This window comes from Streptomyces sp. NPDC057137 (assembly GCF_042670825.1).
Lineage (GTDB): Bacteria > Actinomycetota > Actinomycetes > Streptomycetales > Streptomycetaceae > Streptomyces.
In genome coordinates, this window is sequence record NZ_JBHUUW010000095.1 from 1 (window position 1) to 24845 (window position 24845).

Consider the following 24845-nt stretch of genomic DNA (forward strand, 5'->3'; position numbering starts at 1 on the left):
CGGGCTCAAATGAGCCCGTCCGGCGATTGAGGACGAGCGCGGCCCACGAGCCGCGCGACCCGGCCAACGTTCCTGGCCACAGGACCAGCGGAACGCTCGCGGAAAACTTCTCGAAGAAAATTCGCGGCGTGTGTCGATCCGGGCCCCGCCCGTTCGACGCAAGGGTGAAAGGCGGGAAACAGCCCGCACATCACCCACCGCACACCGCACACCGAGGAGTCACCATGCCGCGTTTCATGACACTGATCCACCTGGACGAGGCCAACCAGCCCGCCGAGGGTCACAGCGCCGAACTGGGCGAGCGGATGGGCAAGTTGGCCCAGGAGATGGAGAAGGCCGGCGCCATGCTGGAGACGGGCGGGCTGCACCCGTCCGCCGAGGGCACCCGGGTGACCTGGTCGGGCGGGAAGCTGTCGGTCACCGACGGGCCGTTCACCGAGTCCAAGGAGGTCATCGGCGGGTACTCGATCGTCCAGGCGAAGACGCAGGCCGAGGCCGTCGAGTGGGCCAAGCGGTTCCTCCAGATCCACGAGGACTACTGGACCCTGACCGCCGAGACCCGCCAGATCGCCGAGTAGTACCGACCGTCGCGTCTGTTTGCCGTCCGCCCGCCCCGGTGCTCTGATGGGTGGCCGTGAGGGCAGACGGCGCGGTGGAAGCGGTATTCAGGATCGAGCAGGCGAGGATCATCGCCGCCGTCGCCCGTGTCGTACGCGACGTCGGCATCGCCGAGGAGCTGGCGCAGGACGCGCTGGTCGCCGCCTTGGAGCAGTGGCCGGAGTCGGGCGTCCCGGACAACCCGGGAGCCTGGCTCATGGCCACGGCCAGGCGCCGCGCCATCGATCTCGTACGCCGCCGGGAGACATACGCCCGCAAGCTCGCCGAGGTCGGCCGCACGCTTGAGGACACCGCGCCGCCACCGCCCGAGCCGGCCGACGCCGACGACATCGACGACGACCTGCTGCGGCTCGTCTTCGTCTCCTGCCACCCCGTCCTGTCCACCGAGGCCCGCGTCGCCCTCACCCTGCGGCTGCTCGGCGGACTCACCACCGACGAGATCGCCCGCGCCTATCTGGTGCCCGAGGCGACCGTCGCCCAGCGCATCGTGCGCGCCAAGCGCGGCCTCGCCAAGGCGGGCGTCCCCTTCGAGGTGCCGTACGGCGCGGAGCGCGACGCGCGCCTCGCCTCCGTGCTGGAGGTCATCTACCTCGTCTTCAACGAGGGCTACTCCGCGACCACCGGGGACGACCTGCTGCGCCCCGGCCTGTGCGAGGACGCGCTGCGGCTCGCGCGCGTACTGAGCGGGCTGATGCCCAAGGAGCCCGAAGTGCACGGCCTGGCGGCCCTGTTGGAGCTTCAGGCGTCCCGTACGGCCACCCGTACCGGACCCGGCGGCGCACCCGTCCTGCTCGCCGACCAGAACCGCGCCCGCTGGGACCGGCTGTTCATCCGCCGGGGCGTCGAGGCCCTGACCCGGGCGAGTGCGCTGGGCGGCGCCCCCGGCCCGTACGCCCTCCAGGCCGCTATCGCCGCGTGCCACGCGGGGGCGGCGACGTACGAGGACACGGACTGGGCCACGATCGCCGGGCTGTACGGGCGTCTCGCCGCGCTCACCCCCTCGCCCGTCGTGGAGCTGAACCGCGCGGTCGCCGTCTCGATGGCCGACGGGCCCGAGGCGGGCCTGGCGCTGGTCGACGCGCTGGCGGCGGGGCCCGCCGGGTCCGCGCTCAAGGGCTACCACCTGCTGCCGAGCGTGCGCGGGGATCTGCTGGCGAGGCTGGGGCGTACGGAGGAGGCGCGGGCCGAGTTCGTACGGGCGGCCGGGCTGACCCGTAACGAACGCGAGCGCACGCTGCTGGAGGAGCGGGCGGCCGGACTCCAGGCCTCCGGACTCTGAGCCTCGGGCAGCGGCTCACCCGGCCAGGTGCTCGCCGACCGACCGCCCGGCCATGGCATGCGGCGATACTCTCGCCGCATGTCTCGCCGCTCATCCCCGCTGCCGCCGCCTCCGCCCCCCGTACACATACGCACCTGGCCCGACGAGCGGACGCTGCTCGCCGAGCGCGCGAAAATCCTCGGCTGGCTCGTCGGGCGCGGCATGGGACCCGCGCGGCTCACGCAGTTCCTGCTGCTCGTGGGCGGGGTGGAGTTCGGCTGGCTGATGGCGGGCGGGGGGCTGCAGGGGCTGGTCGTGGAGGACGTCGATCCGATCACCCTCATCTTCGGCGTGCTCCTCGCGGCGTTCGGCCTCGGCGTGATGACGGCCGCCGGGATCATCCTCGGCCTGCTGCTCCGCCGGGATGTCGCGATGTACCGGCTGACGCGCGAGTGGGCGGCGCTCGCGAGCGACCCGGAGGGCGACAGGCGCCTCCGGCTGCCGGGCGTGAGCCTGTGCTGGCTGCTGGTCTCCTTCCTGGTCGGGGTGCTGGGTCTGTGGCTGTCCCTGGAGACGCCCGCGAGCGCGCGACGGGGCGAGGACACGTACGCGGAGGTCGCGTACGTGATGGGCGCGGGCGCCCTCCTCTGGATCGCCGGGCTGATCGGCGTCACGAAGGCCGTCACGCACTACCGGTGGGCCGTCCGGCTGCTCGCCACGGGTCAGCCCCGGCCCGCCGGGCAGTGATCCCCGGCCCGCCGCTCCGGCGGCGGTGATCCCGGTCGACCGGGCAGTGATCATGAGGGATAGCCTCCCCGGATGTTCCGTCGTACGCCGCTGCCGCCCCCTCCGCCGCCCGAGCACCTGTGCGACTGGCCCGACCGCGAGTCGATGCTCGCCGACCGGGTCCTCGCGATGGCCGAGCTGCGGCGGCGGAGCCTGACCGTGGCGGGGCTGCTGCTGCTCTGGTCGCTCGGGCTCGTCGCGGGGGTCGGGTGGGTGCTGGTCAGTCTGGGGCTCGGCCATTTCGAGGACCGGAGCGCGGACTACCTGACCGGGCTCGTCGAGCTGATCCTCGGTGTGATCGTCCTGGTGCCCGCGATGATCGGCGCCGGTTTCAGCGTCGCCAGGGACCGCGCGGTGCGCGACAGGATCGACGCCTGGGCCGAACTGGGGCCGGATCCCGAGAACGACCACCGGCTGCGGGCCGGCGCCCGGAGCGCCGTGTGGCTGGGACTGTCCGTCGTGCTGTGCGTGACCGGTCTGGGACTGGCCCTGACCGGCGGCGGCCAGCCGGATTCCGCGGGAGTCGGCGAAGTGGCGTATCTCGTCGGGATCGGCGTGATCGCGCTGGTCATCGGCGTCCTGGGGGCGGTGCGGGCGGTGGGCCACCAGCGGTGGGCGGAGCACGTACTGAGCCCGGTCCAGCCGCGTGGACGCGGCGGCGCGCACCGCTGAATCCACCGCGGAAACTGTGATTTACGGGACGCGAGTGGCGCGTGTTGTCCGGATGTGTCCCGAAGTCGCCCCCCGCTCCCTGAGGCCGTTCCTACGCCGCCCGTTCTATCCTGGGGAGAACGCATGCGCCATTTCATGGGGTGAAGGGGCGGCGGATGAACTGGCTGTGGTGGATTTTCGTCTTCTTCATGGTCGGTGGCTTCAGCTGGGTCGCCGACACGAGCCGGAGCGCGCTGCGCACCCGGCACGAGCGAAGAGTGGAGCGCATCAAGCTCGTCGAGGGCGGCCGGCTCGCCCTGGAGGAGTCACACAAGCCGCCGGAGCCCGTCTGCGGGTGTTCACACCATCTCGCGAAGCACGACAAGCAGGGCAAGTGCCACGAGAACGTTGAAGTGGCAACGGCCTGGGACGAGAACAAGAAACCGAAGCGGTACGAGCTGGCGCAGTGCAACTGCCAGCAGTACGTCGGCCCGCAACCTCTCTCGGTGATCTACGCCGACGACATCACCGACCTGGACGCCCGGCTCCTGGAAGCGCAGCTTCAAGCCTCCCGGACCGAGCCGAAGGAGTCGGAGGAGTCGAATGAGTCGGAGAAGCCGAAGGAGCCGGAGAAGCCGGACAGGCTGAAAAAGCCCGAGAAACTGGAGAAGCCGGCGGCCGAGGAGTCGCAGTCCACGGAGTCGGCGGCCGATGAGCCGAAGGAGCCGGGGGCCAAGGACCAGGACTGAGCGCCGCCGTCGGGGGTCCGGTCGGTGCCCACGGTAGGCGTGCCCTCAGATGGCCCAAGGGGTGGGCGCCGGCTCCAGGGCGCCCGCTTCGGCGAGCGTCCCGTGTGCCGCGAGCACCGCGTCCGTGGTGGTGCCGATATCGAGTACGACTCCGCCCGACCCGGCTTCCAGGCGTCGCGCGGCGAGGTCCGTGGGCACCCGCGCGGCCCGGTTCGCCGACAGGAAGACGGACCAGCCGCAGCGCGGGTGCGAGGGCCGCAGGTCGTAGGCGGTCCTCAGCGCGGTGAACAGCTCACGGTCGTAGGTGCTCCCGGTGTCCGCGTCCCAGACACCGGCCATGGCGGCCAGTGCCTCGGGCAGCCGGTCCGCGAGTGGCACGGCCGAGTCCGGGGTCCCGGGGAAGAGCAGCACCACCGCGATGAACGGGGAGAACCTGTTCGAACCCCCGGCCGTCGCCTTGAGCTGCGCGTACCCACCGTCCGGCTGCCGGGCCACCACAAAGGCGCCGGCGTCCCGCGGTACGGGCTCGCCCGGTGCCGTGCCGTGGCCGTCCCACCGCCAGTCGGCCAAGGCGCCCGCCGACAGCTCCGTCAGCCGCCCCAGCAGGTCCAGCCAGCGCCCGGCCAGCTCCTGGTGGGACTCGGGTCTGGGCCCCCAGGACACCTTCACGACGGTCTCGCCCGCCACCTCACGCCCTCCCGGCGGGCCGACCGAGCAGCATCGTCGGCGCGCCCGCGACCCGGGTGAGGAAGACCGTGGCCGATTTCCGCCCCTGGAGCTTCATCTTCCGTCGCAGCTCCTCCGGTTCGACCGGCGAGCCGCGCTTCTTGACCGTCAGGATGCCGACCTCGCGCTCGCGGAGCAGGGCCTTGAGGCGCTTGAGGTTGAACGGCAGCTCGTCGGTGATCTCGTACGCCGTCGCGTACGGGGTGGGGCGCAGCTCGTCCGCCGTGATGTAGGCGATCGTCTCGTCGATCAGCCCGCCGTCCAGCTCGTCGGCGGCCTCGGCGACCAGATGGGCGCGGATGACGGCGCCGTCCGGCTCGTACAGATAGCGGCCGACCTTCCTGACCTGGGGGTTCGGCAGGCCCCGGCCGGTGAGGGTGAGGCCTGCGGGGAGCAGCGTGGCGCGCCGGGCGCCGGGTGTGATCGCGCCGACGGCTCCGGCTCCGGCCCCGCTCGCGTCGTGCCAGAGCACCGCCTCCTTGACGTCGCCGCCGTCGGAGATCCACTCGGCCTCGAAGTCGTCGGGGACCAGCTCGTGCGGGATGCCTGGCGCGATCTTGATGCCGCCGGTGCCGACCGTACGTACCGCCTCGATCGCCCAGGACAGCGGCGGCGAGTACGCCTCCGGGTCGAAGATCCGGCCCCGCCCGCCGCGTCTCGCCGGGTCGATGAACAGGGCGTCGGGGGCGGGCGCGGCGCGCAGGTCGTACGTCATGACGTCCGCGCACACGACGGTCGGTGGCGGGGCGTCAGGTGCCAGCGCGGGGATGTTGTGCGCGGCGATCTCGCAGGTCGCGGGGTCGCGGTCGACCGCGGTCACGGCGAACCCCGCGCGGGCCAGCTCGATCGCGTCGCCGCCCACGCCGCAGCACAGGTCCGTGATCCGCGCCGGGCCGGGGCCCGGGAGGCCGATGTCCCGGAACCGGCCGGCCCGGTGGGCGGCGACCGAGGTGCGGGTGGCCTGCTCGACGCCGTGCGGCGTGAAGTACATGCGGTACGCGTCCCGTTCGCCGAACTTCGCGACCGCCCGCTGCCGCAGCCGGGCCTGCGCGAGGGCCGCCGAGACCAGCTCGGCGGGATGGTCGCGGCGCAGCCGGGTCGCCAGCGCCAGCTCCTGCGCCGGGTCGTGGTCGCGGAGGGCGGCGAGCAGGGCCTGGCCCTCGTCGGAGAGCAGAGGGGCGAGCGGCGAGGGGGAGTCGGTCACCGGGCCATTGTGGGCCAGCCGGGGGACCGTCATCGCTTCCCGGCGGTGTCGGCCGGGCGCGTGGGCCGGGCGCTGACAGGATGCGGCGCCATGCAACTAGTAAGACAAAAGGACGAAAAGGCCGCAGAGTCACGGAAAAGACACCCGGGCGGACGGGCGCGCGGGATCGCCGCCGTACTCCTGATCGCCGCACTCGGCTCCGCCTGCGCGGCGGAGACCGACGACCGGGGCGGCGGCGGTCACGCCGGCCACGGTGGTCACAGCGGGGACGGCGGTGGCGGTGGCGGCGGGCCGGTGGAGTCCGCCTCCGTGAAGCCGGGCCGGGCCGGCCCCGGGCCGGGGACCGACGCCGCGAAGAAGGCCGACGCCGCCGCTGCCGTCAAGGCCCAGGCGCTCCGCGCCGTGGCCGCCAAGAAGTGGAAGCTCGCCAAGACCCCGCTCGCCGCGCCCGCGCCGCCCGCCGTGAAGCCGCGCATCACCACCCGCAAGGGCTTCGAGGTCACGGGAGGCGCGACCCTGCCGCCGGTCTTCACCACCGTCCCGACGAAGGAGAAGGTCGTCTTCCTGACGATCGACGACGGCGCCGAGAAGGACCCCCGACTGCTGCGCATGATGGACGAGTTGAAGATCCCGTACAGCGCCTTCCTCAGCGACTACGTCATCAACGACAACTACGCCTACTTCAAGAAGATGCAGGCGCGCGGTGTCTCCCTGCACAACCACACGCTCACCCACCCCTACCTCCCCGGACTCTCCTACGAGGAGCAGAAGCGGGAGATCTGCGGGCAGCAGGACAAGATCAAGAAGCAGTACGGGAAGCGGCCCGAGCTCTTCCGGCCGCCGTACGGCAACTACAACGCCGGCACCCTGCGCGCCGCCAAGTCCTGCGGCGTCAAGGCGGTTCCGCTGTGGTCGTCCGAGGCGTTCCCCGACCACATGGAGTGGCGCGAGTGGGACCGGGACCTGCATCCCGGCGACATCGTCCTCACGCACTTCCGCGGGGAGGAGGACTGGAAGGGCTCGATGCCCGACATGATCCGGCACGTCATGAAGACGATCACCGACAAGGGTTACGCGGTGGCGAAGCTGGAGGACTACGTCTAGGGCTTGTCTCTCGGGTCAGGCCGGGCCGGGCCGGGCGCGGTCAGGTCGGGCCGGGCCAGGTCGGGTCGGGCCGGTTCCGCTGACGCCCCTGCGCCGGTGCAGGGGCGTCACGCATGTTCAGCGGACCACGTCGAAGACGTTCTTCTGCAGGCCGTTCGCGTACGCCTCGTGCTCGACCAGCCGCAGCTTCTGCGCGTCCTTGTCCGTGGCGCTGAACAGCCGCTTGCCCGCGCCGAGAAGCAGCGGGAAGACGAGCAGGTGGTACCGGTCGATCAGACCGGCGTCCGAGAGGTTCCGGTTCAGCTCGGCGCTGCCGTGGACGATGATCGGGCCGCCCTCGGTCTCCTTCAGCGCGGCGACCTCGTCGAGCGACCGCAGGATCGCGATCGGGCCCCAGTCCGCGACCAGGGCGTCGTCGGTGAGGGTGGTGGACACCACGTACTTCGGCATCTTCTTGTACTCGGCGAACTCCTCCATGCCCGGCCAGACCGGGCTGAACGCCTCGTAACTGGTCCGTCCCAGCAGCACGGCCGTGGCCTCCTCCTGCTCCCGGCCCTTGATCTCGAAGGCCTCCGGCAGGAACTCCACGTCCTTGAAGGTCCAGCCGGAGTTCCGGTAGCCCGGCTCGCCGCCCGGGGCCTCCACGACGCCGTCGAGCGAGACGAAGGCGGTGCTGATCAGTGTGCGCATCGAAGATCTCCTGGGGTGTCTTGTGCTCTGGTTCTCACTGGGTGGGGCCGGCCGTGCCGGCCTCGCAGCCGCAGTGTGCCAACTCTCACTGACAGACCGTGGACCACGGCGAAACTCATCGGTGCCGACGCGCCGGAGGTACCCGAAGGCGCCGGATCGCGCCCGCCACGGCGCCGGATCGCGCCCGCCACGGCGCCGGATCGCGTCGCCGCGCGCGGGCTCGATTGGCACTCAGCTTGACCGAGTGCTAATCGCGGTCATAGTGTCAGGCCTGGCACTCCCCACTGGAGAGTGCCAATGCGTGACAGGACAGGTCCGGCACCCGCGACGACGGATCGATCCAGGTCACGCCACCCAGACAGTTAACCCCGTGAGATCTCCGAAGGGGGAGGTCGGATCGTGACGACCGCCAGCTCCAAGGTTGCCATCAAGCCGCTCGAGGACCGCATTGTGGTCCAGCCGCTCGACGCAGAGCAGACCACGGCCTCTGGCCTGGTTATTCCGGACACTGCCAAGGAGAAGCCCCAGGAGGGCGTCGTCCTGGCCGTCGGTCCGGGTCGCTTCGAGAACGGCGAGCGGCTTCCGCTCGACGTTTCCGTCGGCGACGTCGTTCTGTACAGCAAGTACGGCGGCACTGAGGTGAAGTACAGCGGCGAGGAGTACCTCGTCCTCTCGGCTCGCGACGTGCTCGCGATCATCGAGAAGTAATTTCCACAGTCTGCTGTGAACTGCGCCCCTGGCCCCCGCATCGCCGGGTGGTCCGGGGCGTAGTTCGTTGTTCGTTCGAGAGGACAAGAGAAAGCTCCCATGGCGAAGATCCTGAAGTTCGACGAGGACGCCCGTCGCGCCCTTGAGCGCGGCGTCAACAAGCTTGCCGACACGGTGAAGGTGACGATCGGCCCCAAGGGCCGCAACGTCGTCATCGACAAGAAGTTCGGCGCCCCGACCATCACCAACGACGGTGTCACGATCGCCCGCGAGGTCGAGCTCGACGACCCGTACGAGAACCTCGGCGCCCAGCTCGTGAAGGAGGTGGCGACCAAGACCAACGACATCGCGGGTGACGGCACCACCACCGCCACCGTGCTGGCGCAGGCGCTGGTCCGCGAGGGCCTGCGCAACGTCGCCGCCGGCGCCTCCCCGGCCGCCCTGAAGAAGGGCATCGACGCCGCCGTCGCCGCCGTCTCCAAGGAACTCCTGGAGACCGCCCGCCCGATCGACGACAAGTCCGACATCGCTGCCGTGGCCGGGCTCTCCGCCCAGGACCCGCAGGTCGGCGAGCTCATCGCCGAGGCGATGGACAAGGTCGGCAAGGACGGTGTCATCACCGTCGAGGAGTCCAACACCTTCGGCATGGAGCTGGAGTTCACCGAGGGCATGGCCTTCGACAAGGGCTACCTCTCGCCGTACATGGTGACCGACCAGGAGCGTATGGAGGCCGTCCTCGACGACCCGTACATCCTGATCAACCAGGGCAAGATCGCCTCCATCCAGGACATGCTCCCGCTGCTGGAGAAGGTCATCCAGGCGGGTGGCTCCCGGCCGCTGCTGATCATCGCCGAGGACGTCGAGGGCGAGGCGCTCTCCACCCTCGTCGTCAACAAGATCCGTGGCACCTTCAACGCCGTCGCGGTGAAGGCCCCCGGCTTCGGTGACCGCCGCAAGGCCATGCTCGGCGACATCGCCACCCTCACGGGCGCGACCGTCATCGCCGAAGAGGTCGGCCTCAAGCTCGACCAGGCCGGTCTCGACGTACTGGGCACCGCCCGCCGCGTCACCGTCTCCAAGGACGACACGACGATCGTCGACGGCGGTGGCGACAGCGCCGAGGTCGTCGGCCGTGTCAACCAGATCAAGGCCGAGATCGAGTCCACGGACTCCGACTGGGACCGCGAGAAGCTCCAGGAGCGCCTCGCGAAGCTGGCCGGCGGCGTGTGCGTGATCCGTGTCGGCGCCGCCACCGAGGTGGAGCTGAAGGAGAAGAAGCACCGTCTGGAGGACGCCATCTCCGCGACCCGCGCCGCGGTCGAGGAGGGCATCGTCTCCGGTGGTGGCTCCGCCCTGGTGCACGCCGCCAAGGTGCTGGAGGACGGCCTGGGCAAGACGGGCGACGAGGCCACCGGTGTCGCGGTCGTCCGCCGCGCCGTGGTCGAGCCGCTGCGCTGGATCGCCGAGAACGCCGGTCTTGAGGGCTACGTCATCACCGCGAAGGTCGCCGAGCTCGACAAGGGTCACGGCTTCAACGCCTCGACCGGCGAGTACGTCGACCTGGTGAAGGCCGGCGTCATCGACCCGGTCAAGGTCACCCGCTCCGCGCTGGAGAACGCCGCTTCCATCGCCGCGCTGCTCCTCACGACCGAGACCCTGGTCGTCGAGAAGCCCGCCGAGGAAGAGGCCGACGCCGGTCACGGCGGCCACGGTCACAGCCACTGAGGCCGTCGTAGCCCCTAGACCTGTAGGTCTTCAGGCTTCAGCAGTACGCGCCGAGGCCCGGCGCCCCTTCGGGGGTGCCGGGCCTCGACGCGTTCCTCCGCCTCTACGCCGAGTGCGGCAGGGCCGACGGGTGTACGGGATCCTCGAACGGCAGCCCCTTCGCGTACCGCTCCACCTCGTCCAGCGCCTGATCGGCCATCCGGTGGATCTCGACCCCCAGCGAGCCGGCGACATGCGGGGTCAGCAGCACGTTCGGCAGGTCGTACAACGGCGAGTCCGGCGGCGGCAGTTCGGGATCGGTCACGTCCAGCACCGCGTTCAGCCGCCCGGAGACCAGATGCGGCAGCAGCGCGTCCTCGTCGATCAGCGAGCCGCGCGCCGTGTTGATGAGCGTTGCCCCGTCCGGCATCGCCGCGAGCTGGGCGGCGCCGATCATATGGCGGGTGGCCGGGACCTGCGGCGCGTGGACCGACACCACCCGGGCGCGCCCGCAGAGTTCGTCCAGCGGCACCAGTTCGACGCCGAGCGCCCGAGCCTCGGAGTGGTCCACGTACGGGTCGTACAGCATGACGTCGAGGTCGAACGGCCGCAGCAGCTCGATCACCCGGCGGCCGATCCGGGACGCGCCGACGATGCCGACCGTACGGCGGTAGTTGCCCGCCCGGCCCAACTCCTGGTGCCAGTCGTGCCGGGCGCGCACCTCCTGGTAGCGGTGCGCCGAGCGGAGCACCTGCTTGCCCGCGAAGAGGATCGCGGCCAGCGTGTACTCGGCGACGGGCACGGCGTTGGCCGCCGCCGCCGACGTGACCGTGATGCCCCGCTCCCAACAGGCGTCCGTGATGTGGTGCTTGACGGTGCCGGCGGCGTGCACGACCGCGCGTAGCCGGGGCGCGGCGGCCAGCACCTCGGCGGTGAGCGCGGGCGCGCCCCAGCAGGTGATCAGCAGTTCGGCGTCCGCGAGCGCGGCGGCGACGGCCGGGTCGAGACCGGGGCCGGTCAGGGTGTGCGCGACGAGCTGCGGATCGGTGCGTACGAGGCCGGTCAGCCGGTCGAGATGAACGGGGGCGAACAGCCGTTCCGCGATGCCGGGACTCATCGCGAGCAGCGCGGACGGCCGATTGTCAGTGGCGTCGTGCATGGTGGAAGTCGGTCTCCTCGTGGGTCACTTCACGCGTCGCGGATGACGCTATTTGACGCTGCCGGCCGTGAGTCCGGCCTTCCAGTGTCGCTGGAGGGTGACGAAGGCGATGATCAGCGGGGTGACGGCGAGCAGGGAGCCGGTGACGACCATGGGGTAGAAGGTCGGGTCGGCGTTGGCGTTGCTGTGCCAGTTGAACAGGCCGAGGCTCAGGGGGTAGAGCTGGCGGTCCGAGAGCATCACGAGGGGGAGGAAGAAGTTGTTCCAGATCGCGGTGAACTGGAAGAGGAAGATGGTCACGAAGCCCGGCATGATCATCCGCAGCCCGATCGACCAGAAGGCGCGCAGCTCGCCCGCCCCGTCGATACGGGCGGCCTCCAAGGCCTCGTTGGGGATGTAGCCCGCGCTGAAGATCCGGGCGAGATAGACACCGAACGGGTTGACCAGCGCCGGGATCAGTACGGACCAGTAGGTGTTGACGGTGCCCGTCTCGACGGCCAGCAGATAGAGGGGGAGCGACAGCGCCGTGGACGGCAGCAGCACACCCAGCAGGACGAGCGCGAACAGCTTCTCCTTCCCCCGGAACTGGTATTTGTCGAAGGCGTAGCCCGCCGCGACGCTCACCAGCGAGCAGCCGAGGGCGCCGACTCCCGCGTAGAGCAGGGAGTTTCCGTACCACTGGAAGTAGATGCCGTCCTGGTAGGACGTCAGCTCGGAGAGGTTGTGGCCGAGGTCGAAGCCCTCGAACGAGAAGACGTCGCCGCCGAGGAGATTGCCCGCGTCCTTGGTGGCGGCGGTGACCAGCCAGATCAGCGGGAAGAGCGTGTAGACGGCGGCGATCAGCAGCACGCCGTTGACGGCGGTCTTCGACAGCCAGCGGCCCGCCGTCGGACGGCCGGTCGGTACGGGGGCGCGGTCGGCACGGCGGCCGTCGCGGCGGTTCGGGGTCTGGAGCTGGGCGGTCGGGTCGACCACGGTCGGGGACGTCATGCCCGTGCCCCCTTCCGGTTGGAGAGTCGGGTGACGACGAAGGAGAGCAGGGCGGCGACGAGCGCGATGAGCACGGAGGCCGCGGCGGCGAGTCCGTAGTCGTTGCGTTCGAACGCGGCGCTGTAGGCGTACATGTTGGGGGTCCAGGTGCTGGTCACGGCGGACCCGCTGCCGCGGTTGAGGATCAGCGGCTCGGTGAACAGCTGGAGCGAGCCGATGATCGTGAAGAGCAGGACCAGCATCAGCGAGGAGCGGATCAGCGGGATCTTGATGCTGAAGGCGAGCCGCCAGTTGCCCGCGCCGTCCACGGTCGCCGCCTCCAGCAGGGAGCGGTCGACGGCCTGGAGCGAGGCGTAGAAGATGACGACGTTGTAGCCGAGCCACTCCCACAGCGCGATGTTGACGATCGCGGGGAGGGTGCCCTCGGAGGAGAAGAAGTCGAAGCCGATGCCGCCGGACTCCATGGCGGAGACGACCGGGCTGAGTCCGGGCGTGTAGAGGTAGATCCAGATCAGGGCGGCGATCAGGCCGGGGATCGCGTGGGGCAGGAAGAGCGCGAGCTGGAAGAACCGGCGGGCGCGGGCCATGGCCGTGTCCAGCAGGAGCGAGATGACGAGCGCGCCGCCGACCATCAGCGGTATGTAGAGGGCGCAGTAGCCGAGCAGCACCCAGAAGCCGTCGCGGAACGCCTCGTCGCCGAGGGCGGCCGTGTAGTTGCCGAGGCCGTGGAAGACGGTCGTCGGGCCGTCGAAGCCGAGGCCGGACTGCTTCTCGGTGAAGAGGCTGAGATAGACGGCGTAGCCGACCGGGATGATCATCGCGACGGTGAACAGCGCGAAGAAGGGGGCGAGGAGGATGCCGGCGGCGAAGCCGGTACGGGCCTTGACGGTAGGGGACTTGGTGCTGCGGCCGGCTGTGGCGCTGCCGCTACTGCGGGTGCGGGTGCTGGTGCGGGTGCTGCTTGTGCTCTTCGTGTCGCTCATGAGGCGTCCTCGACATTCAGTCCGCGCTTCTTCGCGTCGGCGACGGTGGCGTCCTGCGCCGTGTTCAGCGCCGTACGCAAGGTCGAGCTGCCGCCGACCACGTTGCTGAGGGCGTCGCCGAGCGCGCCGTTGGTGGCGGCGGTGCTCGGCCCCCAGCGCCAGTCGGGACCGACGGACGCGCCGGCCTTCTCGTACAGGCCGTACAGGTCCTGACCACCGAAGAAGCTGGTGTCGTACGCCTCCTTGGCGACCGGCACCAGCGCGGGTGCCGCGGGCAGGGCGCTCGACGTGCTCGCGCCGATCCGGGCCTTGATGCCCGCATCGGTGGTCGACATCCACAGCGCGAACTCGACGGCGGCGGCGGCCTTCTTGCTGTCCTTGCTGACGGCGAAGGTCGACCCGCCGATCATGCCGCTGGCCGGCCGGTCGGCGTCCCAGCTCGGCACCGGCACGGCGGCCCACTTGCCCTTCTGCTCGGCCACGATGCCCGACAGGACGCCGGCGCCCCAGGAGGCCCCGAGATAGCCGACGGTCGTGCCCTGCTTCAGCGAGCCGGTCCACTCCGGGCTGAACGACGAGGCGGTGGAGACGAGTTCGTCGTCGATCATGCCCTGCCAGTAGTCGGCGGCCTTGACGCTCGCCGGGTCCGTGGTGTTGACCCGCCAGCTGTCCCCGCCGGTGTCGAACCACTGGCCGCCGGCCTGCCAGGCCATCGCCTGGAAGAAGGTCGGGTCGTCGGGGAAGAAGGTGCCGATCCGGGTCTTCGGCTCGATCTTCTTGATCCGCTCGGCGGCGGTGCGGAACTCGTCCCAGGTGCGCGGCGGCGCGATGTCGTGCTTCTCGAAGAAGTCCTTGCGGTAGTAGAAGACCTGCGGTGACGCGTCGAAGGGGACGGCCCAGTTACGGCCGCCCAACGTGGTCAGCTCCACGGCCTGCGGCAGGAACTTCTTCTTGATGTCGTCGGTGAGATAGCCGCTCAGATCCTGGAGCGAGCCCTGGCTGACGAACTGCGACAGCTGCGGATACTCGATGGAGAGCAGATCGGGCGCGATGCCCGCCTTCACGGCGTTGGCGATCTTGGGATAGCCGCCGAGACCGCCGGACGGTATCTCCTCGAACTTCACCTTGATCGTGTCGTGCGAGGCGTTGAACGCGTCCACGACCTCCTTCGATCCCCTCGTCCAGGCCCAGAAGGTGACGGTCACGGGATCTGCGGCGGTGCCTCGGGCGGGCGCCTGGCCGCCGCCACCGCTGCACGCCCCGAGGGCGGCGAGAGCGGACAGCGCGGTGAGCGCGCTGACGGCGGCGCGGATGGGACGGGACCACGGATGACTCACGGCTCGGGCTCCTGTGCGGCGGGGGACAGGCGATGGCCGTGATACTTCGATCCGTGGTGAGCGAAGTCAAGAGCGAAAGATTGATTGATCGAAAAATGATCGAACCGCGATGCCCGGGGCGATGCCCGGTGCGTGTCTAGCGGGTCGGCGCGCCGCACGAGGCGCGGACGCGCAGGCTCGGCAGCAGGTCCAGATGGACACGGGGGTCCGCCCCGGCGCCGGGCGCCGTCAGCCGCTCCACCAGCAGCTCCGCCGCGCGCCGCCCCACCGCGCGCTTCGGCGGCGCGACGGCGGTCAGCGGGGTGTCGGCGAGCGCGGCGACCTCGTCGTCGTACGTGATGAGCGCGAGGTCCCCCGGCACCCGTACGTCCAGTTCGGCCAGGCGCCGCACCATCCAGGTCGCGTCCTCGTCGTTGTGCATGAGCACCGCGGTGGCCAGGCCGTCCCGCACGGCGGCGGCCAGTCCCTGCGCCGCCCGCTCGAAGAGCGCGGGATGCCGCTCGGCCGACGACGAGTCGAGCACGGGCAGCGGCGCCCGCAGCCCCATGGCGTCCAGCGCCCGGGTGTATCCCTCGCGTACGGCCATCGATGTCGGACTGTCGGCCCTGGCGACCAGCAGGGGTGTTCCGTGCCCGAGCCCCACGAGGTGCCGTACGGCCAGGAGCACCCCGTGCGCGTGGTCGGAACGGACCCGGTCCAGCTCGTCCAGCGGCCCGCCGGGCACCCCGAGCCGCTCGACGAGCACGGTCGGGACCGGCAGCCCGGCGACCCAGTCCCCGTACCGCGCGGGATGGTCAGGCGCCGTCCAGCTGGGGGCGACCAGCAGCCCCTCCGCACCGGCGGCGAGCAGCCCGGCCGCGTGCGAGGCGTCGTCCTCGGACCGGTAGTCGGAGACGCGCAGGATCAGCCGCGCACCGAGCCGCGCCGCCGCCTCGTGCGCCCCGCGGATGACCTCGGCGAAGTAGTACGCGGCGGCCGGCGCCAGCATCCCGATGACCGGGCTCCCGCCCCCCGGCGCGGTCCCGGCGGGCCCCTGCCCGCGCGGCCACGACACGGACCCGTGCGCCCGGTCGAGCAGCCCCCGGGCGGCCAGGGCCTCCGCGTCCCGCCGCGCGGTGACGGGCGAGACCCCCAACTGCTCGGCGAGGTCCGACACTCGTACGGTGCCGCGCTCGCGCACCAGATTGAGCAGCCGGTCATGACGTTCGGCGGCACCTTCGCGCACGGTGGGAGTCCTCCGGAGGGTGATGAGGGGGTGGCCCGGTAGGAGGACTCTAATGCGGCGTGATCGAACGACGGAAGGTTTCGATCATTCGATCGTCACCACGGATCGGCCCCGTGCGGACACCCGCTACTGCGGGCCGTACTTCCGCCCCGTCTTCGACGTGATCCCGCCCAGCAGGCCACGCGGGGCCAGCTTCACCCCCGCCATCAGCGCCTTGTACCGCGGATCCGGCACCGACACCGTCTTGCCGCGGGCCAGGTCGGACAGGGCCGCCGTCACCAGCTTGTCGGCGTCCAGCCACATCCAGTTGGGGATGTTGTCCGTCCCCATACCCGCCCGGTCGTGGAACTCCGTCCGCGTGAAGCCGGGGCACAGCGCCATCAGCCGTACCCCCGTGCCGGTCAGGTCCCGTGCGGCCCCCTGGGTGAACTGCACCACCCACGCCTTCGAGGCGCCGTACGTCCCGCGCGGTACGAACGCCGCCACCGACGACACGTTCACCACCCCGCCCCGCCCGCGCTCCCTCATCCCGGCGACGGCCGCCGACGTCAGCCGCAGCACCGCCTCGCAGTGCACCTTCAGCATCGTCAGTTCGTCGGCCATCGAGACGTCGAGGAACCGGCCCTTGTTCCCGAACCCCGCGTTGTTGACCAGCAGATCGATGGGGTGCGTCCGGTCGCCGAGGCGTTTCTCGACCGCCGCGATGCCCTCGTCCGTGGCGAGGTCGGCGGTCAGTACCTCCGCCTCGATGCCGTGCAGGTCGTGGAGTTCGGTGGCCTGTCGCTGAAGGCGCTCGGTGTCGCGGGCGACCAGCACCAGGTTGTGGCCGCTTCCCACACCGACGGACTGGGAGGTCCCGCCCGCCGCCAGCCGGCGCGCGAACGCTGCGCCGATCCCCGCTGTCGCGCCCGTAATCAAAGCAGTCGTCATAGGCGTGCACGTTAGACGGTCGCACGACGGCCGCGAGCCCCCGTCCGGCCACCGGAAGGCGCCCCGGCGCGGCGTGTGATCCCCGGCCCTACAGAGCCCCGGCGTTCTCGGTGCTGCCGGCCTGACCGCCGATCACGCCGCTCCCGTACTTCGCCACGTACTCCCTCGCGGTCCGCAACTCCTCGACGTGCAGGGCCTCTCCGGCCGCCAGCACCCGCGGCAGCAGCTCGCGCTCCGTCGTCACGGCCCGGAAGGCGAGAGCGACCGTCACCTCGTGGTCGGGCCGGTGCACGATCTCGATCGGGTCGCCCGCGCGGATCTCGCCGGGCACCAGGACCCGGAAGTACGCCCCGGTGACGCCCTGTTGGGTGAAGCGCCGGACCCAGCCCGTCTCACCGAGCCAGCCGCCGAACGTACGGCACGGAATCCGGCCGCTGGTCGCCTCCAGCACCAGGTCCGGACCGACCCGCCAACGCTCCCCGATCTTCGTCCCGTTCAGATCGAGACCGGACGTCGTCAGGTTCTCGCCGAAGCTGCCGTTGGCCAGCGGACGGCCCAACTCCCGCTCCCAGAAGTCCAGATCCTCGCGTGCGTACACATAAACGGCCTGGTCGCTGCCGCCGTGATGGCGCAGATCGCACACCGAGTCCCCGGCCAGACCGCTGGCGCCGACGCCCTTCGGGCCGGGATCGCGCACCGCGACCGGGCCGTCCACCGGCCGCTTGTCGATTCCGGTGGCGCCGCCGGGCGCGTCCGAGTACTCGACGGTCTTGGGCCGCCCCACATTCACGGTCAGAAGCTTCATGACGGGCACGCTAACCCCCCGCGCCCCGCCCGCGCCTCTCAAATGGTCGGCCCTGAATTTCCCCCTGCCCCCAAGCGTCCCTTATGTTTGAGGAGTGATCGAAGCCCGCCATCTCCGTGTCCTGCGCGCCGTCGCCGCCACCGGCTCGTTCTCCGCCGCGGCGCGGGAGCTGGGGTGCACCCAGCCGGCCGTCAGCCAGCAGATGAAGGTCCTCGAAGCCTCGGTCGGTACGACCCTGCTGATCAGGACCAGCCGCGCGATGCGGCTCACCCAGGCCGGTGAAGCGCTCGTACGGCACGCGACGGGCATCCTGTCGGGGCTCACGGCCGCCGAGGAGGAGGTCGCGGCCATCGCGGGCCTGCGCGCCGGGCGGGTCCGGCTGGTCTCGTTCCCCAGCGGCAGCTCCACGCTCGTCCCCGCCGCACTGGCCGCCCTGCGCGCCGCCCACCCCGGCACCCGCGTCTCGCTGGTCGACGCCGAGCCGCCGCGCTCCGTCGAGATGCTGCGTGACGGCGACTGCGACGTGGCGCTGGCCTTCCGTTACGACTCCACCGGCGGCGGCGCCGAGGAGTGGGACGACCTGGTCGTACGACCACTGCTCACCGACCGGCTGGTGGGGCTGCTCCCCGAGGGTCACCGGCTGGCCGGGGCCGCCGCCGTCTCCATCGCGGACCTCGCCGACGAGTCCTGGATCGCGGGCTGCCCGCGCTGCCGTCACCAGTTGGTGGACGCCTGCGAGAGGGCCGGCTTCACCCCTCGTATCGACTTCGCGACGGACGACTACCCGGCGGTGATCGGCCTCGTCGGGGCCGGGCTCGGGGTCGCGTTCCTGCCGGAGCTGGCCATGGAGTCGGTGCTGCCGAAGGCCGCTCGTACGGTCACCGTCGAGCCCGCCGTCCGGCGCGAGATCGTCGCGCTCACGCTGCCCGACCTGGCGCGGGTCCCGGCGGTGGCGGCGACGCTGGACCAACTGGAACGGGCCGCGTCGCGCTGATTCCCGCGTGCCCGCACCCGTACCCGCTCACGGTGCGGTGAGCGGGTACGGCAGGTGCAGGAACGTTTCTGCGAATGTGTGTGCCGCGGGTCAGGCCCGGCCCGACCCGTTCGCCCCCGACGTCGCGATCAGCCGGGTGCGCGCGCGCCCCATCAGCTCCTCGCGTTCGTCCTCCGTCAGCCCGCCCCACACCCCGTACGGCTCCCGCACCGCCATCGCGTGCGCCGCGCACTGCGCGCGGACCGGGCATCTCATGCAGACCTCTTTTGCCGAGGTTTCGCGGGCGCTGCGTGCCGCGCCCCTCTCTCCCTCCGGGTGAAAGAACAGCGAACTGTCGACGCCACGACAGGCCGCGAGGAGCTGCCAGTCCCACAGATCTGCGTTCGGTCCGGGAAGGCGGGAGAAATCTGCCATTGCTCATGTCCCCTTGAATCCGTGGAGGCGGATACCGGCGTCCTAGGGCGTGAGATGCGCCCCAGGGCGCCGGGTACGAGCCCGACGCGCTGACCACATCGTGCTCACGACCGTACATCTCCTGTGTAAGTAGATGTAAATATGACTCATTGCGAATCTAGCCATAGACACCAGCAAAAGGGAAGAAATGGCGCTAAATGGGGCATGGCCCAGAGTGATCGAAGGATCACCCGCGAGGCTCTGCTCCGTGTGCGCCTCCTCACGTAGAGTGCCGATGGCGATTCCGGACCCGTAACTCTTTCGAGTGACCGTCGTTGAGTGGTCGAGGCGGTTGAAGGAACAAGCGATCGGGCACATGTCCGATGGCGTCAATCGCACAGGTGACCACATGTACTCAGCCTGGAGGCTCAAGGTGACGCGCATCAGCTGCGGAGGGCGGCCATGACATCCGTCCTCGTCTGCGACGACTCCCCGCTTGCCCGAGAGGCGCTGCGCCGCGCGGTTGCGACCGTGCCCGGCGTCGAGCGCGTGACGACCGCGGCCAACGGTGAGGAAGTTCTCCGCCGCTGGGGCGCCGACCGCTCGGACCTGATTCTGATGGACGTACGCATGCCCGGTCTGGGCGGTGTCGAGACCGTCCGCCGGCTGCTGTCCGCCGATCCGGGCGCCCGGATCATCATGCTCACGGTGGCCGAGGATCTGGACGGTGTCGCACTCGCGGTCGCCGCCGGCGCCCGCGGCTATCTGCACAAGGACGCGTCCCGCGCGGAGTTGCGCGCGACCGTCACCCAGGCCCTCGCCGATCCGACCTGGCGGCTCGCCCCGCGCCGGCTCAGGTCGGCCGAGATGGGCGCCGCCCCCACGCTCACCGCGCGGGAGATCCAGGTGCTCGAAGGCATGAGCCACGGCCGGTCGAACGCGGAGATCGGGCGCGAGCTGTTCCTCTCCGAGGACACGGTCAAGACGCACGCCCGGCGGCTGTTCAAAAAGCTCGGAGCCTCGGACCGCGCACACGCCGTGGCTCTCGGATTCCGCTGGGGTCTCGTCCGCTAGGCCCTGGTCGGGGGCGTACGGACAGCTCGTCCGGACAGTCGTGGAACCCCGTCTGCCGTGCGGCGGACGGGGCGGCGGAGCGGGTCGTCGGTGCCCGTACGCCACAGTTTCCCGCCCGATGCCGCATCCTTGAGTTGTGGAGTTCCTCGGGGACGAGTCGGGCGAGCGGAAGGGGAGGGCGCAGGAGATGAGTTCCGGCGCACCTGCTCATAACGCTTCGGTGCACAACTATGAACGCGGTGCCACGGATCAGCAGCCGCCGAGGCACCATGGTCCGATGCGCGATGACGAGACCACGGTGATCGGTGCGCTCGTTCATCGTGCCGTCGACGGGGACGGGCAGGCCACGCACGATCTTCTGGCCCATGTGCACCCCCTCGCGCTGCGCTACTGCCGCACCCGGCTGAACCGACTGCCGGGTGACGCCCGCCACTTCGTGGAGGACCTCGCACAAGAGGTCTGCGTCGCCGTCCTGATGGCGCTCCCGCGCTACAAGGACACCGGCAGGCCCTTCGAAGCCTTCGTCTTCGCCATCGCCGCGCACAAGGTCGCCGATCTCCAGCGGGCCGCCATGCGGCACCCGGGCTCGACGGCCGTGCCCTCGGACGAGATGCCCGAGCGGCCAGACGACTCCCTCGGCCCCGAGGAGCGCGCGCTCCTCAGCAGCGACGCCGAGTGGGCGAAGAAGCTCCTCGCCAACCTCCCGGACAACCAGCGCGAGCTGCTCGTGCTGCGGGTCGCCGTGGGGCTGACCGCCGAGGAGACCGGCCAGATGCTGGGGATGTCGCCCGGCGCCGTACGGGTCGCACAGCACCGCGCGCTCAGCAGACTGCGCGCGCTGGCCGAGCAGTAAGCCGGGCACGAGCGGTGAGCCGGGCGCGGAGCCGGGGCCGAGTACTGAGCGGTACCGGGCGCGGAGCCGTACCAGGGCACAGAGTGGTGCCGGGCACAGAGCGGCGCGGGAGCGTGGAATTCGACGCCCCCGCTTCCCGTTAGCATGGGCATCCGCACCGATCAAGGCCATTGGGGAAGGTGTCATGACTGCATACGTCGACGGAGTGCCCGAGAAGTTCGCGACGCTCGGGCTGACATACGACGACGTGCTGCTGCTGCCCGGCGCCTCGGAAGTCCTGCCGAACCAGGTGGACACCACGTCCCTGGTCTCCCGGAACGTCAGGGTGAACCTTCCCCTGCTCTCCGCCGCGATGGACAAGGTCACCGAGGCCCGCATGGCGATCGCCATGGCACGGCAGGGTGGCGTCGGCGTGCTGCACCGCAATCTCTCCATCGCCGACCAGGCCAACCAGGTCGACCTCGTGAAGCGCTCCGAGTCCGGCATGGTCACCGACCCGATCACGGTCCGCCCCGACGCGACGCTCGGTGAGGCGGACGAACTCTGCGCCAAGTTCCGGATCAGCGGCGTCCCGGTCACCGACGCGGCAGGCAAGCTCCTCGGCATCGTCACCAACCGCGACATGGCCTTCGAGTCGGACCGCGGGCGCCAGGTGCGCGAGGTCATGACCCCGATGCCGCTCGTCACCGGCAAGGTCGGCATCTCCGGCGTGGACGCCATGGAACTGCTGCGGCGCCACAAGATCGAGAAGCTGCCGCTCGTCGACGACAAGGGCATCCTCAAGGGCCTCATCACGGTCAAGGACTTCGTCAAGGCCGAGAAGTACCCGAACGCGGCCAAGGACGGCGAGGGCAGACTGCTCGTCGGCGCGGCCGTCGGTGCCAGCCCCGAGGCGCTGGAGCGGTCCCAGGCGCTGGTCGCGGCCGGGGTGGACTTCCTGGTCGTGGACACCTCGCACGGTCACAACAGCAACGCGCTGAGCTGGATGTCCAAGATCAAGTCGAGCGTCCCGGTGGATGTCATCGGTGGGAACGTGGCCACCCGCGACGGCGCCCAGGCGCTGATCGACGCGGGCGTGGACGGCGTGAAGGTCGGCGTCGGGCCCGGCTCGATCTGCACGACGCGCGTCGTCGCCGGCATCGGCGTCCCCCAGGTCACGGCGATCTACGAGGCCGCGGTGGTCTGCCAGGCGGCGGGCGTCCCGGTCATCGGCGACGGCGGCCTCCAGTACTCGGGCGACATCGGCAAGGCCCTCGCGGCCGGCGCGTCCACGGTGATGCTCGGCAGCCTGCTCGCGGGCTGCGAGGAGTCGCCCGGCGAGCTGCAGTTCATCAACGGCAAGCAGTTCAAGTCGTACCGCGGGATGGGGTCGCTGGGTGCGATGCAGTCGCGCGGCCAGGGCCGTTCGTACTCGAAGGACCGCTACTTCCAGGGCGAGGTGTCCTCGGACGACAAGCTGGTCCCCGAGGGCATCGAGGGCCAGGTGCCGTACCGCGGCCCGCTGAGCGCCGTACTGCACCAGCTCATCGGCGGTCTGCGGCAGACCATGGGATATGTGGGCGCGGCCTCCATCGACGAGATGGAGCGCAAGGGCCGGTTCGTCCGGATCACCGCGGCCGGTCTCAAGGAGAGCCACCCGCACGACATCCAGATGACGGTCGAGGCACCGAACTACACAGGTCGCTGACGACCCGCTCTTCGGTGAGGGGCGGTCCCGTTCGTCTCGGGACCGCCCCTCACGGGTGTGCCGGGCCGGGTCGGGGATACTGAAGGCGCAGACGTAGAGGAAAGGCCACACATCGTGACTGAGATCGAGATCGGCCGCGGCAAGCGCGGACGCCGCGCGTACGCCTTCGACGACATCGCCGTCGTCCCCAGCCGGCGCACCCGCGACCCCAAGGAGGTCTCGATCGCCTGGCAGATCGACGCCTACCGCTTCGAGCTGCCGTTCCTGGCCGCCCCCATGGACTCCGTGGTCTCGCCGAGCACGGCGATCCGCATCGGTGAGCTGGGCGGTCTCGGCGTGCTCAACCTCGAAGGTCTGTGGACCCGTTACGAGGACCCGCAGCCGCTGCTGGACGAGATCGCCGAGCTGGACGAGGCGACCGCCAACCGCAGGCTCCAGGAGATCTACTCCGCGCCGATCCAGGAAGAGCTGATCGGCCGGCGCATCAAGGAGGTGCGTGACTCGGGCGTGGTCACGGCCGCCGCGCTCTCGCCGCAGCGCACCGCGCAGTTCTCCAAGGCCGTCGTGGACGCCGGGGTGGACATCTTCGTCATCCGGGGGACGACGGTCTCCGCCGAGCACGTCTCGGGCGCGGCCGAGCCGCTGAACCTGAAGCAGTTCATCTACGAGCTGGACGTCCCCGTCATCGTCGGCGGCTGCGCCACGTACACGGCGTCGCTGCATCTGATGCGCACCGGCGCCGCCGGTGTGCTGGTGGGCTTCGGCGGCGGGGCCGCGCACACCACCCGTAACGTGCTGGGCATCCAGGTGCCGATGGCGACGGCGGTCGCGGACGTGGCCGCCGCCCGGCGCGACTACATGGACGAGTCCGGCGGCCGGTACGTGCACGTGATCGCCGACGGCGGCGTGGGCTGGTCCGGCGACCTGCCCAAGGCCGTGGCGTGCGGCGCCGACGCGGTGATGATGGGCTCCCCGCTGGCGCGGGCGAACGACGCGCCGGGCAAGGGGCACCACTGGGGCATGGAGGCCGTCCACGAGGACGTGCCGCGTGGCAAGTTGGTGGACCTGGGCATCGTCGGGACGACCGAGGAGGTCCTGACCGGCCCCTCGCACAGCCCGGACGGGTCGATGAACTTCTTCGGCGCGCTCAAGAGGGCGATGGCGACGACCGGTTACAGCGAGCTGAAGGAGTTCCAGCGCGTCGAGGTGACGGTCGCGGACTCGCAGCACAGCCGCTGACGACTGCTGAAGGTGTGACGGATGCCCCGGACCGTACGAGGTCCGGGGCATTCCGCTGGGCATTCCGCATGCGGCCGAACAGCGGTCGAAGCCGGTCAGTACAGTGCACGGGTGGCGAACCTACGTGAGCAGATTCTTGCCGAACTCGGCGTCAAGACGACCATCGTGCCCAAGGTCGAGATCCGGCGACGGGTCGACTTCCTCAAGGACTATCTGCGCTCCACCCCCGCCAAGGGCTATGTGCTCGGCATCAGCGGCGGCCAGGACAGCACGCTGACCGGCAGACTGTGCCAGCTGGCGAGCGAGGAGCTGCGGGCCGAGGGGCACGAGGCCACCTTCGTCGCGGTGCGGCTGCCCTACGGCGTACAGGCCGACGAGCACGACGCGCAGATCGCGCTGGAGTTCATCCGGCCCGACCGGTCGATCGTGGTGAACGTCAAGCCGAGCGCGGACGCCGTCGGCGCCGAGTCGGCCCTCGGTCTGCGGGAGCTGCTGGGCGACGAGCCCCGGCTGCGGGACTTCGTACGCGGGAACATCAAGGCCCGTGAGCGGATGGTGATCCAGTACTCGATCGCCGGGCAGCTGGGTCTGCTCGTCGTGGGGACCGACCACGCGGCGGAGGCGGTGACCGGGTTCTTCACCAAATACGGCGACGGGGGTGTGGACATCACCCCGCTGACCGGGCTGACGAAGCGTCAGGGAGCCGCGCTGCTGGCGGAGTTGGGCGCGCCGGCCAGTGTCTGGGAGAAGGTGCCGACCGCCGACCTGGAGGACGACCGGCCCGCGCTGCCCGACGAGGAGGCCCTCGGGCTCACGTACGCCCAGCTCGACGACTATCTGGAGGGCGTCGACGTCACGCCGGATCTGGCGGCGAAGGTGGAGTCGGTGTACCTCGCGACCCGGCACAAGCGGGCCGTGCCGGTGACGCCGCTCGACGACTGGTGGCGGGGCTGATCGCGGGGCTGATCACCCACCGCG

24 protein-coding genes and 1 pseudogene are annotated in these 24845 nt (G+C 70.7%); 14 read left to right on the forward strand and 11 right to left on the reverse strand.

What is annotated here, in order from left to right; translation table 11 throughout:
* Nucleotides 1-224: 224 nt before the first annotated feature.
* From ACFT9I_RS37450 to ACFT9I_RS37470, 5 genes and pseudogenes are all read left to right on the forward strand, one after another.
* Nucleotides 225-578 carry a YciI family protein gene (locus ACFT9I_RS37450; protein WP_382571960.1) on the forward strand — a complete coding sequence of 118 codons (354 nt, stop codon included), beginning with the start codon at nt 225-227 and terminating at the stop codon, nt 576-578.
* 56 nt (nt 579-634) lie between these two features.
* Nucleotides 635-1897: an RNA polymerase sigma factor gene (locus tag ACFT9I_RS37455; protein ID WP_382571989.1), complete on the forward strand. Its 1263-nt coding sequence runs from the start codon at nt 635-637 to the stop codon at nt 1895-1897.
* 78 nt (nt 1898-1975) lie between these two features.
* Complete coding sequence (locus ACFT9I_RS37460; protein ID WP_382571962.1) at nt 1976-2623, forward strand: hypothetical protein; 648 nt, start codon at nt 1976-1978, stop codon at nt 2621-2623.
* Nucleotides 2624-2695: 72 nt separating this feature from the next.
* The gene (locus ACFT9I_RS37465; protein WP_382571964.1) at nt 2696-3334 is read left to right on the forward strand and encodes a hypothetical protein; all 639 of its coding nucleotides are present in this window, start codon (nt 2696-2698) and stop codon (nt 3332-3334) included.
* Between the two features lie 155 nt (nt 3335-3489).
* Nucleotides 3490-3846, forward strand: a pseudogene (locus ACFT9I_RS37470) (hypothetical protein); the annotation flags it as partial.
* Between the two features lie 261 nt (nt 3847-4107).
* On the opposite strand, the gene ACFT9I_RS37475 reads toward ACFT9I_RS37470, so the two are convergent.
* Both ACFT9I_RS37475 and ACFT9I_RS37480 read right to left on the reverse strand, forming a co-directional pair.
* Nucleotides 4108-4749, reverse strand: a complete 642-nt coding sequence (locus ACFT9I_RS37475) for a hypothetical protein (RefSeq protein WP_382571965.1) — start codon at nt 4747-4749, stop codon at nt 4108-4110.
* Between the two features lies 1 nt (nt 4750).
* Nucleotides 4751-6025: an SAM-dependent methyltransferase gene (locus ACFT9I_RS37480; protein ID WP_382571967.1), complete on the reverse strand. Its 1275-nt coding sequence runs from the start codon at nt 6023-6025 to the stop codon at nt 4751-4753.
* Between the two features lie 57 nt (nt 6026-6082).
* On the opposite strand from ACFT9I_RS37480, the gene ACFT9I_RS37485 reads away from it, so the two are divergent.
* Nucleotides 6083-7096: a polysaccharide deacetylase family protein gene (locus ACFT9I_RS37485; RefSeq protein WP_382571969.1), complete on the forward strand. Its 1014-nt coding sequence runs from the start codon at nt 6083-6085 to the stop codon at nt 7094-7096.
* A 117-nt stretch (nt 7097-7213) separates the two neighbouring features.
* On the opposite strand, the gene ACFT9I_RS37490 is transcribed toward ACFT9I_RS37485, so the two are convergent.
* Nucleotides 7214-7786: a dihydrofolate reductase family protein gene (locus ACFT9I_RS37490; RefSeq protein ID WP_382571970.1), complete on the reverse strand. Its 573-nt coding sequence runs from the start codon at nt 7784-7786 to the stop codon at nt 7214-7216.
* A 399-nt stretch (nt 7787-8185) separates the two neighbouring features.
* Here ACFT9I_RS37490 and groES point away from each other — a divergent pair, with 399 nt between their 5' ends.
* Nucleotides 8186-8494 carry a co-chaperone GroES gene (gene groES / locus ACFT9I_RS37495; RefSeq protein ID WP_185028083.1) on the forward strand — a complete coding sequence of 103 codons (309 nt, stop codon included), beginning with the start codon at nt 8186-8188 and terminating at the stop codon, nt 8492-8494.
* Nucleotides 8495-8593: 99 nt separating this feature from the next.
* A complete protein-coding gene (gene groL, locus ACFT9I_RS37500; RefSeq protein WP_382571971.1) occupies nt 8594-10219 on the forward strand; it encodes a chaperonin GroEL in 1626 nt (541 codons plus the stop codon).
* A gap of 103 nt (nt 10220-10322) precedes the next feature.
* On the opposite strand, the gene ACFT9I_RS37505 is transcribed toward groL, so the two are convergent.
* The 7 genes from ACFT9I_RS37505 to ACFT9I_RS37535 form a co-directional block, all read right to left on the reverse strand.
* Entirely contained in the window at nt 10323-11357 is a 1035-nt protein-coding gene (locus tag ACFT9I_RS37505) for a hydroxyacid dehydrogenase (protein ID WP_382571973.1), read from the reverse strand.
* Nucleotides 11358-11405: 48 nt separating this feature from the next.
* A complete protein-coding gene (locus ACFT9I_RS37510) occupies nt 11406-12347 on the reverse strand; it encodes a carbohydrate ABC transporter permease (protein WP_382571975.1) in 942 nt (313 codons plus the stop codon).
* Nucleotides 12344-13330 (reverse strand): carbohydrate ABC transporter permease, encoded by a 987-nt coding sequence (locus ACFT9I_RS37515; RefSeq protein ID WP_382571976.1) that lies wholly within the window; start codon nt 13328-13330, stop codon nt 12344-12346. Before ACFT9I_RS37515 ends, ACFT9I_RS37510 begins: the two co-directional genes overlap by 4 nt.
* Nucleotides 13327-14667, reverse strand: coding sequence for an ABC transporter substrate-binding protein (locus ACFT9I_RS37520; RefSeq protein ID WP_382571977.1), 1341 nt, complete (start codon nt 14665-14667; stop codon nt 13327-13329). Before ACFT9I_RS37520 ends, ACFT9I_RS37515 begins: the two co-directional genes overlap by 4 nt.
* A 136-nt stretch (nt 14668-14803) precedes the next feature.
* Nucleotides 14804-15892, reverse strand: a complete 1089-nt coding sequence (locus ACFT9I_RS37525; protein ID WP_382571978.1) for a substrate-binding domain-containing protein — start codon at nt 15890-15892, stop codon at nt 14804-14806.
* 126 nt (nt 15893-16018) lie between these two features.
* Nucleotides 16019-16822: an SDR family NAD(P)-dependent oxidoreductase gene (locus ACFT9I_RS37530; RefSeq protein ID WP_382571979.1), complete on the reverse strand. Its 804-nt coding sequence runs from the start codon at nt 16820-16822 to the stop codon at nt 16019-16021.
* Between the two features lie 88 nt (nt 16823-16910).
* Nucleotides 16911-17627, reverse strand: a complete 717-nt coding sequence (locus ACFT9I_RS37535) for an MOSC domain-containing protein (protein WP_382571981.1) — start codon at nt 17625-17627, stop codon at nt 16911-16913.
* Nucleotides 17628-17721: 94 nt separating this feature from the next.
* Here ACFT9I_RS37535 and ACFT9I_RS37540 point away from each other — a divergent pair, with 94 nt between their 5' ends.
* On the forward strand, nt 17722-18621 hold the full coding sequence (locus tag ACFT9I_RS37540; protein ID WP_382571983.1) for a LysR family transcriptional regulator: 900 nt from the start codon (nt 17722-17724) through the stop codon (nt 18619-18621).
* A 90-nt stretch (nt 18622-18711) separates the two neighbouring features.
* On the opposite strand, the gene ACFT9I_RS37545 is transcribed toward ACFT9I_RS37540, so the two are convergent.
* Nucleotides 18712-19035 (reverse strand): WhiB family transcriptional regulator, encoded by a 324-nt coding sequence (locus ACFT9I_RS37545; RefSeq protein ID WP_069625260.1) that lies wholly within the window; start codon nt 19033-19035, stop codon nt 18712-18714.
* A 441-nt stretch (nt 19036-19476) separates the two neighbouring features.
* Between ACFT9I_RS37545 and ACFT9I_RS37550 the strand changes: the two genes are divergently transcribed.
* From ACFT9I_RS37550 to nadE, 5 genes are all read left to right on the forward strand, one after another.
* Entirely contained in the window at nt 19477-20088 is a 612-nt protein-coding gene (locus tag ACFT9I_RS37550) for a response regulator transcription factor (protein WP_003948568.1), read from the forward strand.
* 277 nt (nt 20089-20365) lie between these two features.
* Nucleotides 20366-20941 (forward strand): sigma-70 family RNA polymerase sigma factor, encoded by a 576-nt coding sequence (locus tag ACFT9I_RS37555; RefSeq protein ID WP_329076557.1) that lies wholly within the window; start codon nt 20366-20368, stop codon nt 20939-20941.
* Nucleotides 20942-21125: 184 nt separating this feature from the next.
* Nucleotides 21126-22628, forward strand: a complete 1503-nt coding sequence (guaB, locus tag ACFT9I_RS37560) for an IMP dehydrogenase (RefSeq protein WP_382571985.1) — start codon at nt 21126-21128, stop codon at nt 22626-22628.
* A gap of 114 nt (nt 22629-22742) precedes the next feature.
* Nucleotides 22743-23867 (forward strand): GuaB3 family IMP dehydrogenase-related protein, encoded by a 1125-nt coding sequence (locus ACFT9I_RS37565; protein ID WP_354606656.1) that lies wholly within the window; start codon nt 22743-22745, stop codon nt 23865-23867.
* Between the two features lie 111 nt (nt 23868-23978).
* Nucleotides 23979-24821, forward strand: coding sequence for an ammonia-dependent NAD(+) synthetase (nadE, locus tag ACFT9I_RS37570; RefSeq protein ID WP_382571987.1), 843 nt, complete (start codon nt 23979-23981; stop codon nt 24819-24821).
* Nucleotides 24822-24845 lie beyond the last annotated feature (24 nt).

Coding starts and splice junctions, on each gene's coding strand:
- ACFT9I_RS37480 (WP_382571967.1), bottom strand. CDS start 6,025: ATGACGGTCCCCCGGCTGGCCCACAATGGCCCGGTGACCGACTCCCCC.
- ACFT9I_RS37550 (WP_003948568.1), top strand. CDS start 19,477: ATGACATCCGTCCTCGTCTGCGACGACTCCCCGCTTGCCCGAGAGGCG.
- ACFT9I_RS37485 (WP_382571969.1), top strand. CDS start 6,083: ATGCAACTAGTAAGACAAAAGGACGAAAAGGCCGCAGAGTCACGGAAA.
- ACFT9I_RS37535 (WP_382571981.1), bottom strand. CDS start 17,627: ATGAAGCTTCTGACCGTGAATGTGGGGCGGCCCAAGACCGTCGAGTAC.
- ACFT9I_RS37545 (WP_069625260.1), bottom strand. CDS start 19,035: ATGGCAGATTTCTCCCGCCTTCCCGGACCGAACGCAGATCTGTGGGAC.
- ACFT9I_RS37490 (WP_382571970.1), bottom strand. CDS start 7,786: ATGCGCACACTGATCAGCACCGCCTTCGTCTCGCTCGACGGCGTCGTG.
- groL (WP_382571971.1), top strand. CDS start 8,594: ATGGCGAAGATCCTGAAGTTCGACGAGGACGCCCGTCGCGCCCTTGAG.
- ACFT9I_RS37460 (WP_382571962.1), top strand. CDS start 1,976: ATGTCTCGCCGCTCATCCCCGCTGCCGCCGCCTCCGCCCCCCGTACAC.
- ACFT9I_RS37515 (WP_382571976.1), bottom strand. CDS start 13,330: ATGAGCGACACGAAGAGCACAAGCAGCACCCGCACCAGCACCCGCACC.
- ACFT9I_RS37465 (WP_382571964.1), top strand. CDS start 2,696: ATGTTCCGTCGTACGCCGCTGCCGCCCCCTCCGCCGCCCGAGCACCTG.
- ACFT9I_RS37555 (WP_329076557.1), top strand. CDS start 20,366: ATGCGCGATGACGAGACCACGGTGATCGGTGCGCTCGTTCATCGTGCC.
- ACFT9I_RS37530 (WP_382571979.1), bottom strand. CDS start 16,822: ATGACGACTGCTTTGATTACGGGCGCGACAGCGGGGATCGGCGCAGCG.
- guaB (WP_382571985.1), top strand. CDS start 21,126: ATGACTGCATACGTCGACGGAGTGCCCGAGAAGTTCGCGACGCTCGGG.
- ACFT9I_RS37510 (WP_382571975.1), bottom strand. CDS start 12,347: ATGACGTCCCCGACCGTGGTCGACCCGACCGCCCAGCTCCAGACCCCG.
- ACFT9I_RS37505 (WP_382571973.1), bottom strand. CDS start 11,357: ATGCACGACGCCACTGACAATCGGCCGTCCGCGCTGCTCGCGATGAGT.
- ACFT9I_RS37450 (WP_382571960.1), top strand. CDS start 225: ATGCCGCGTTTCATGACACTGATCCACCTGGACGAGGCCAACCAGCCC.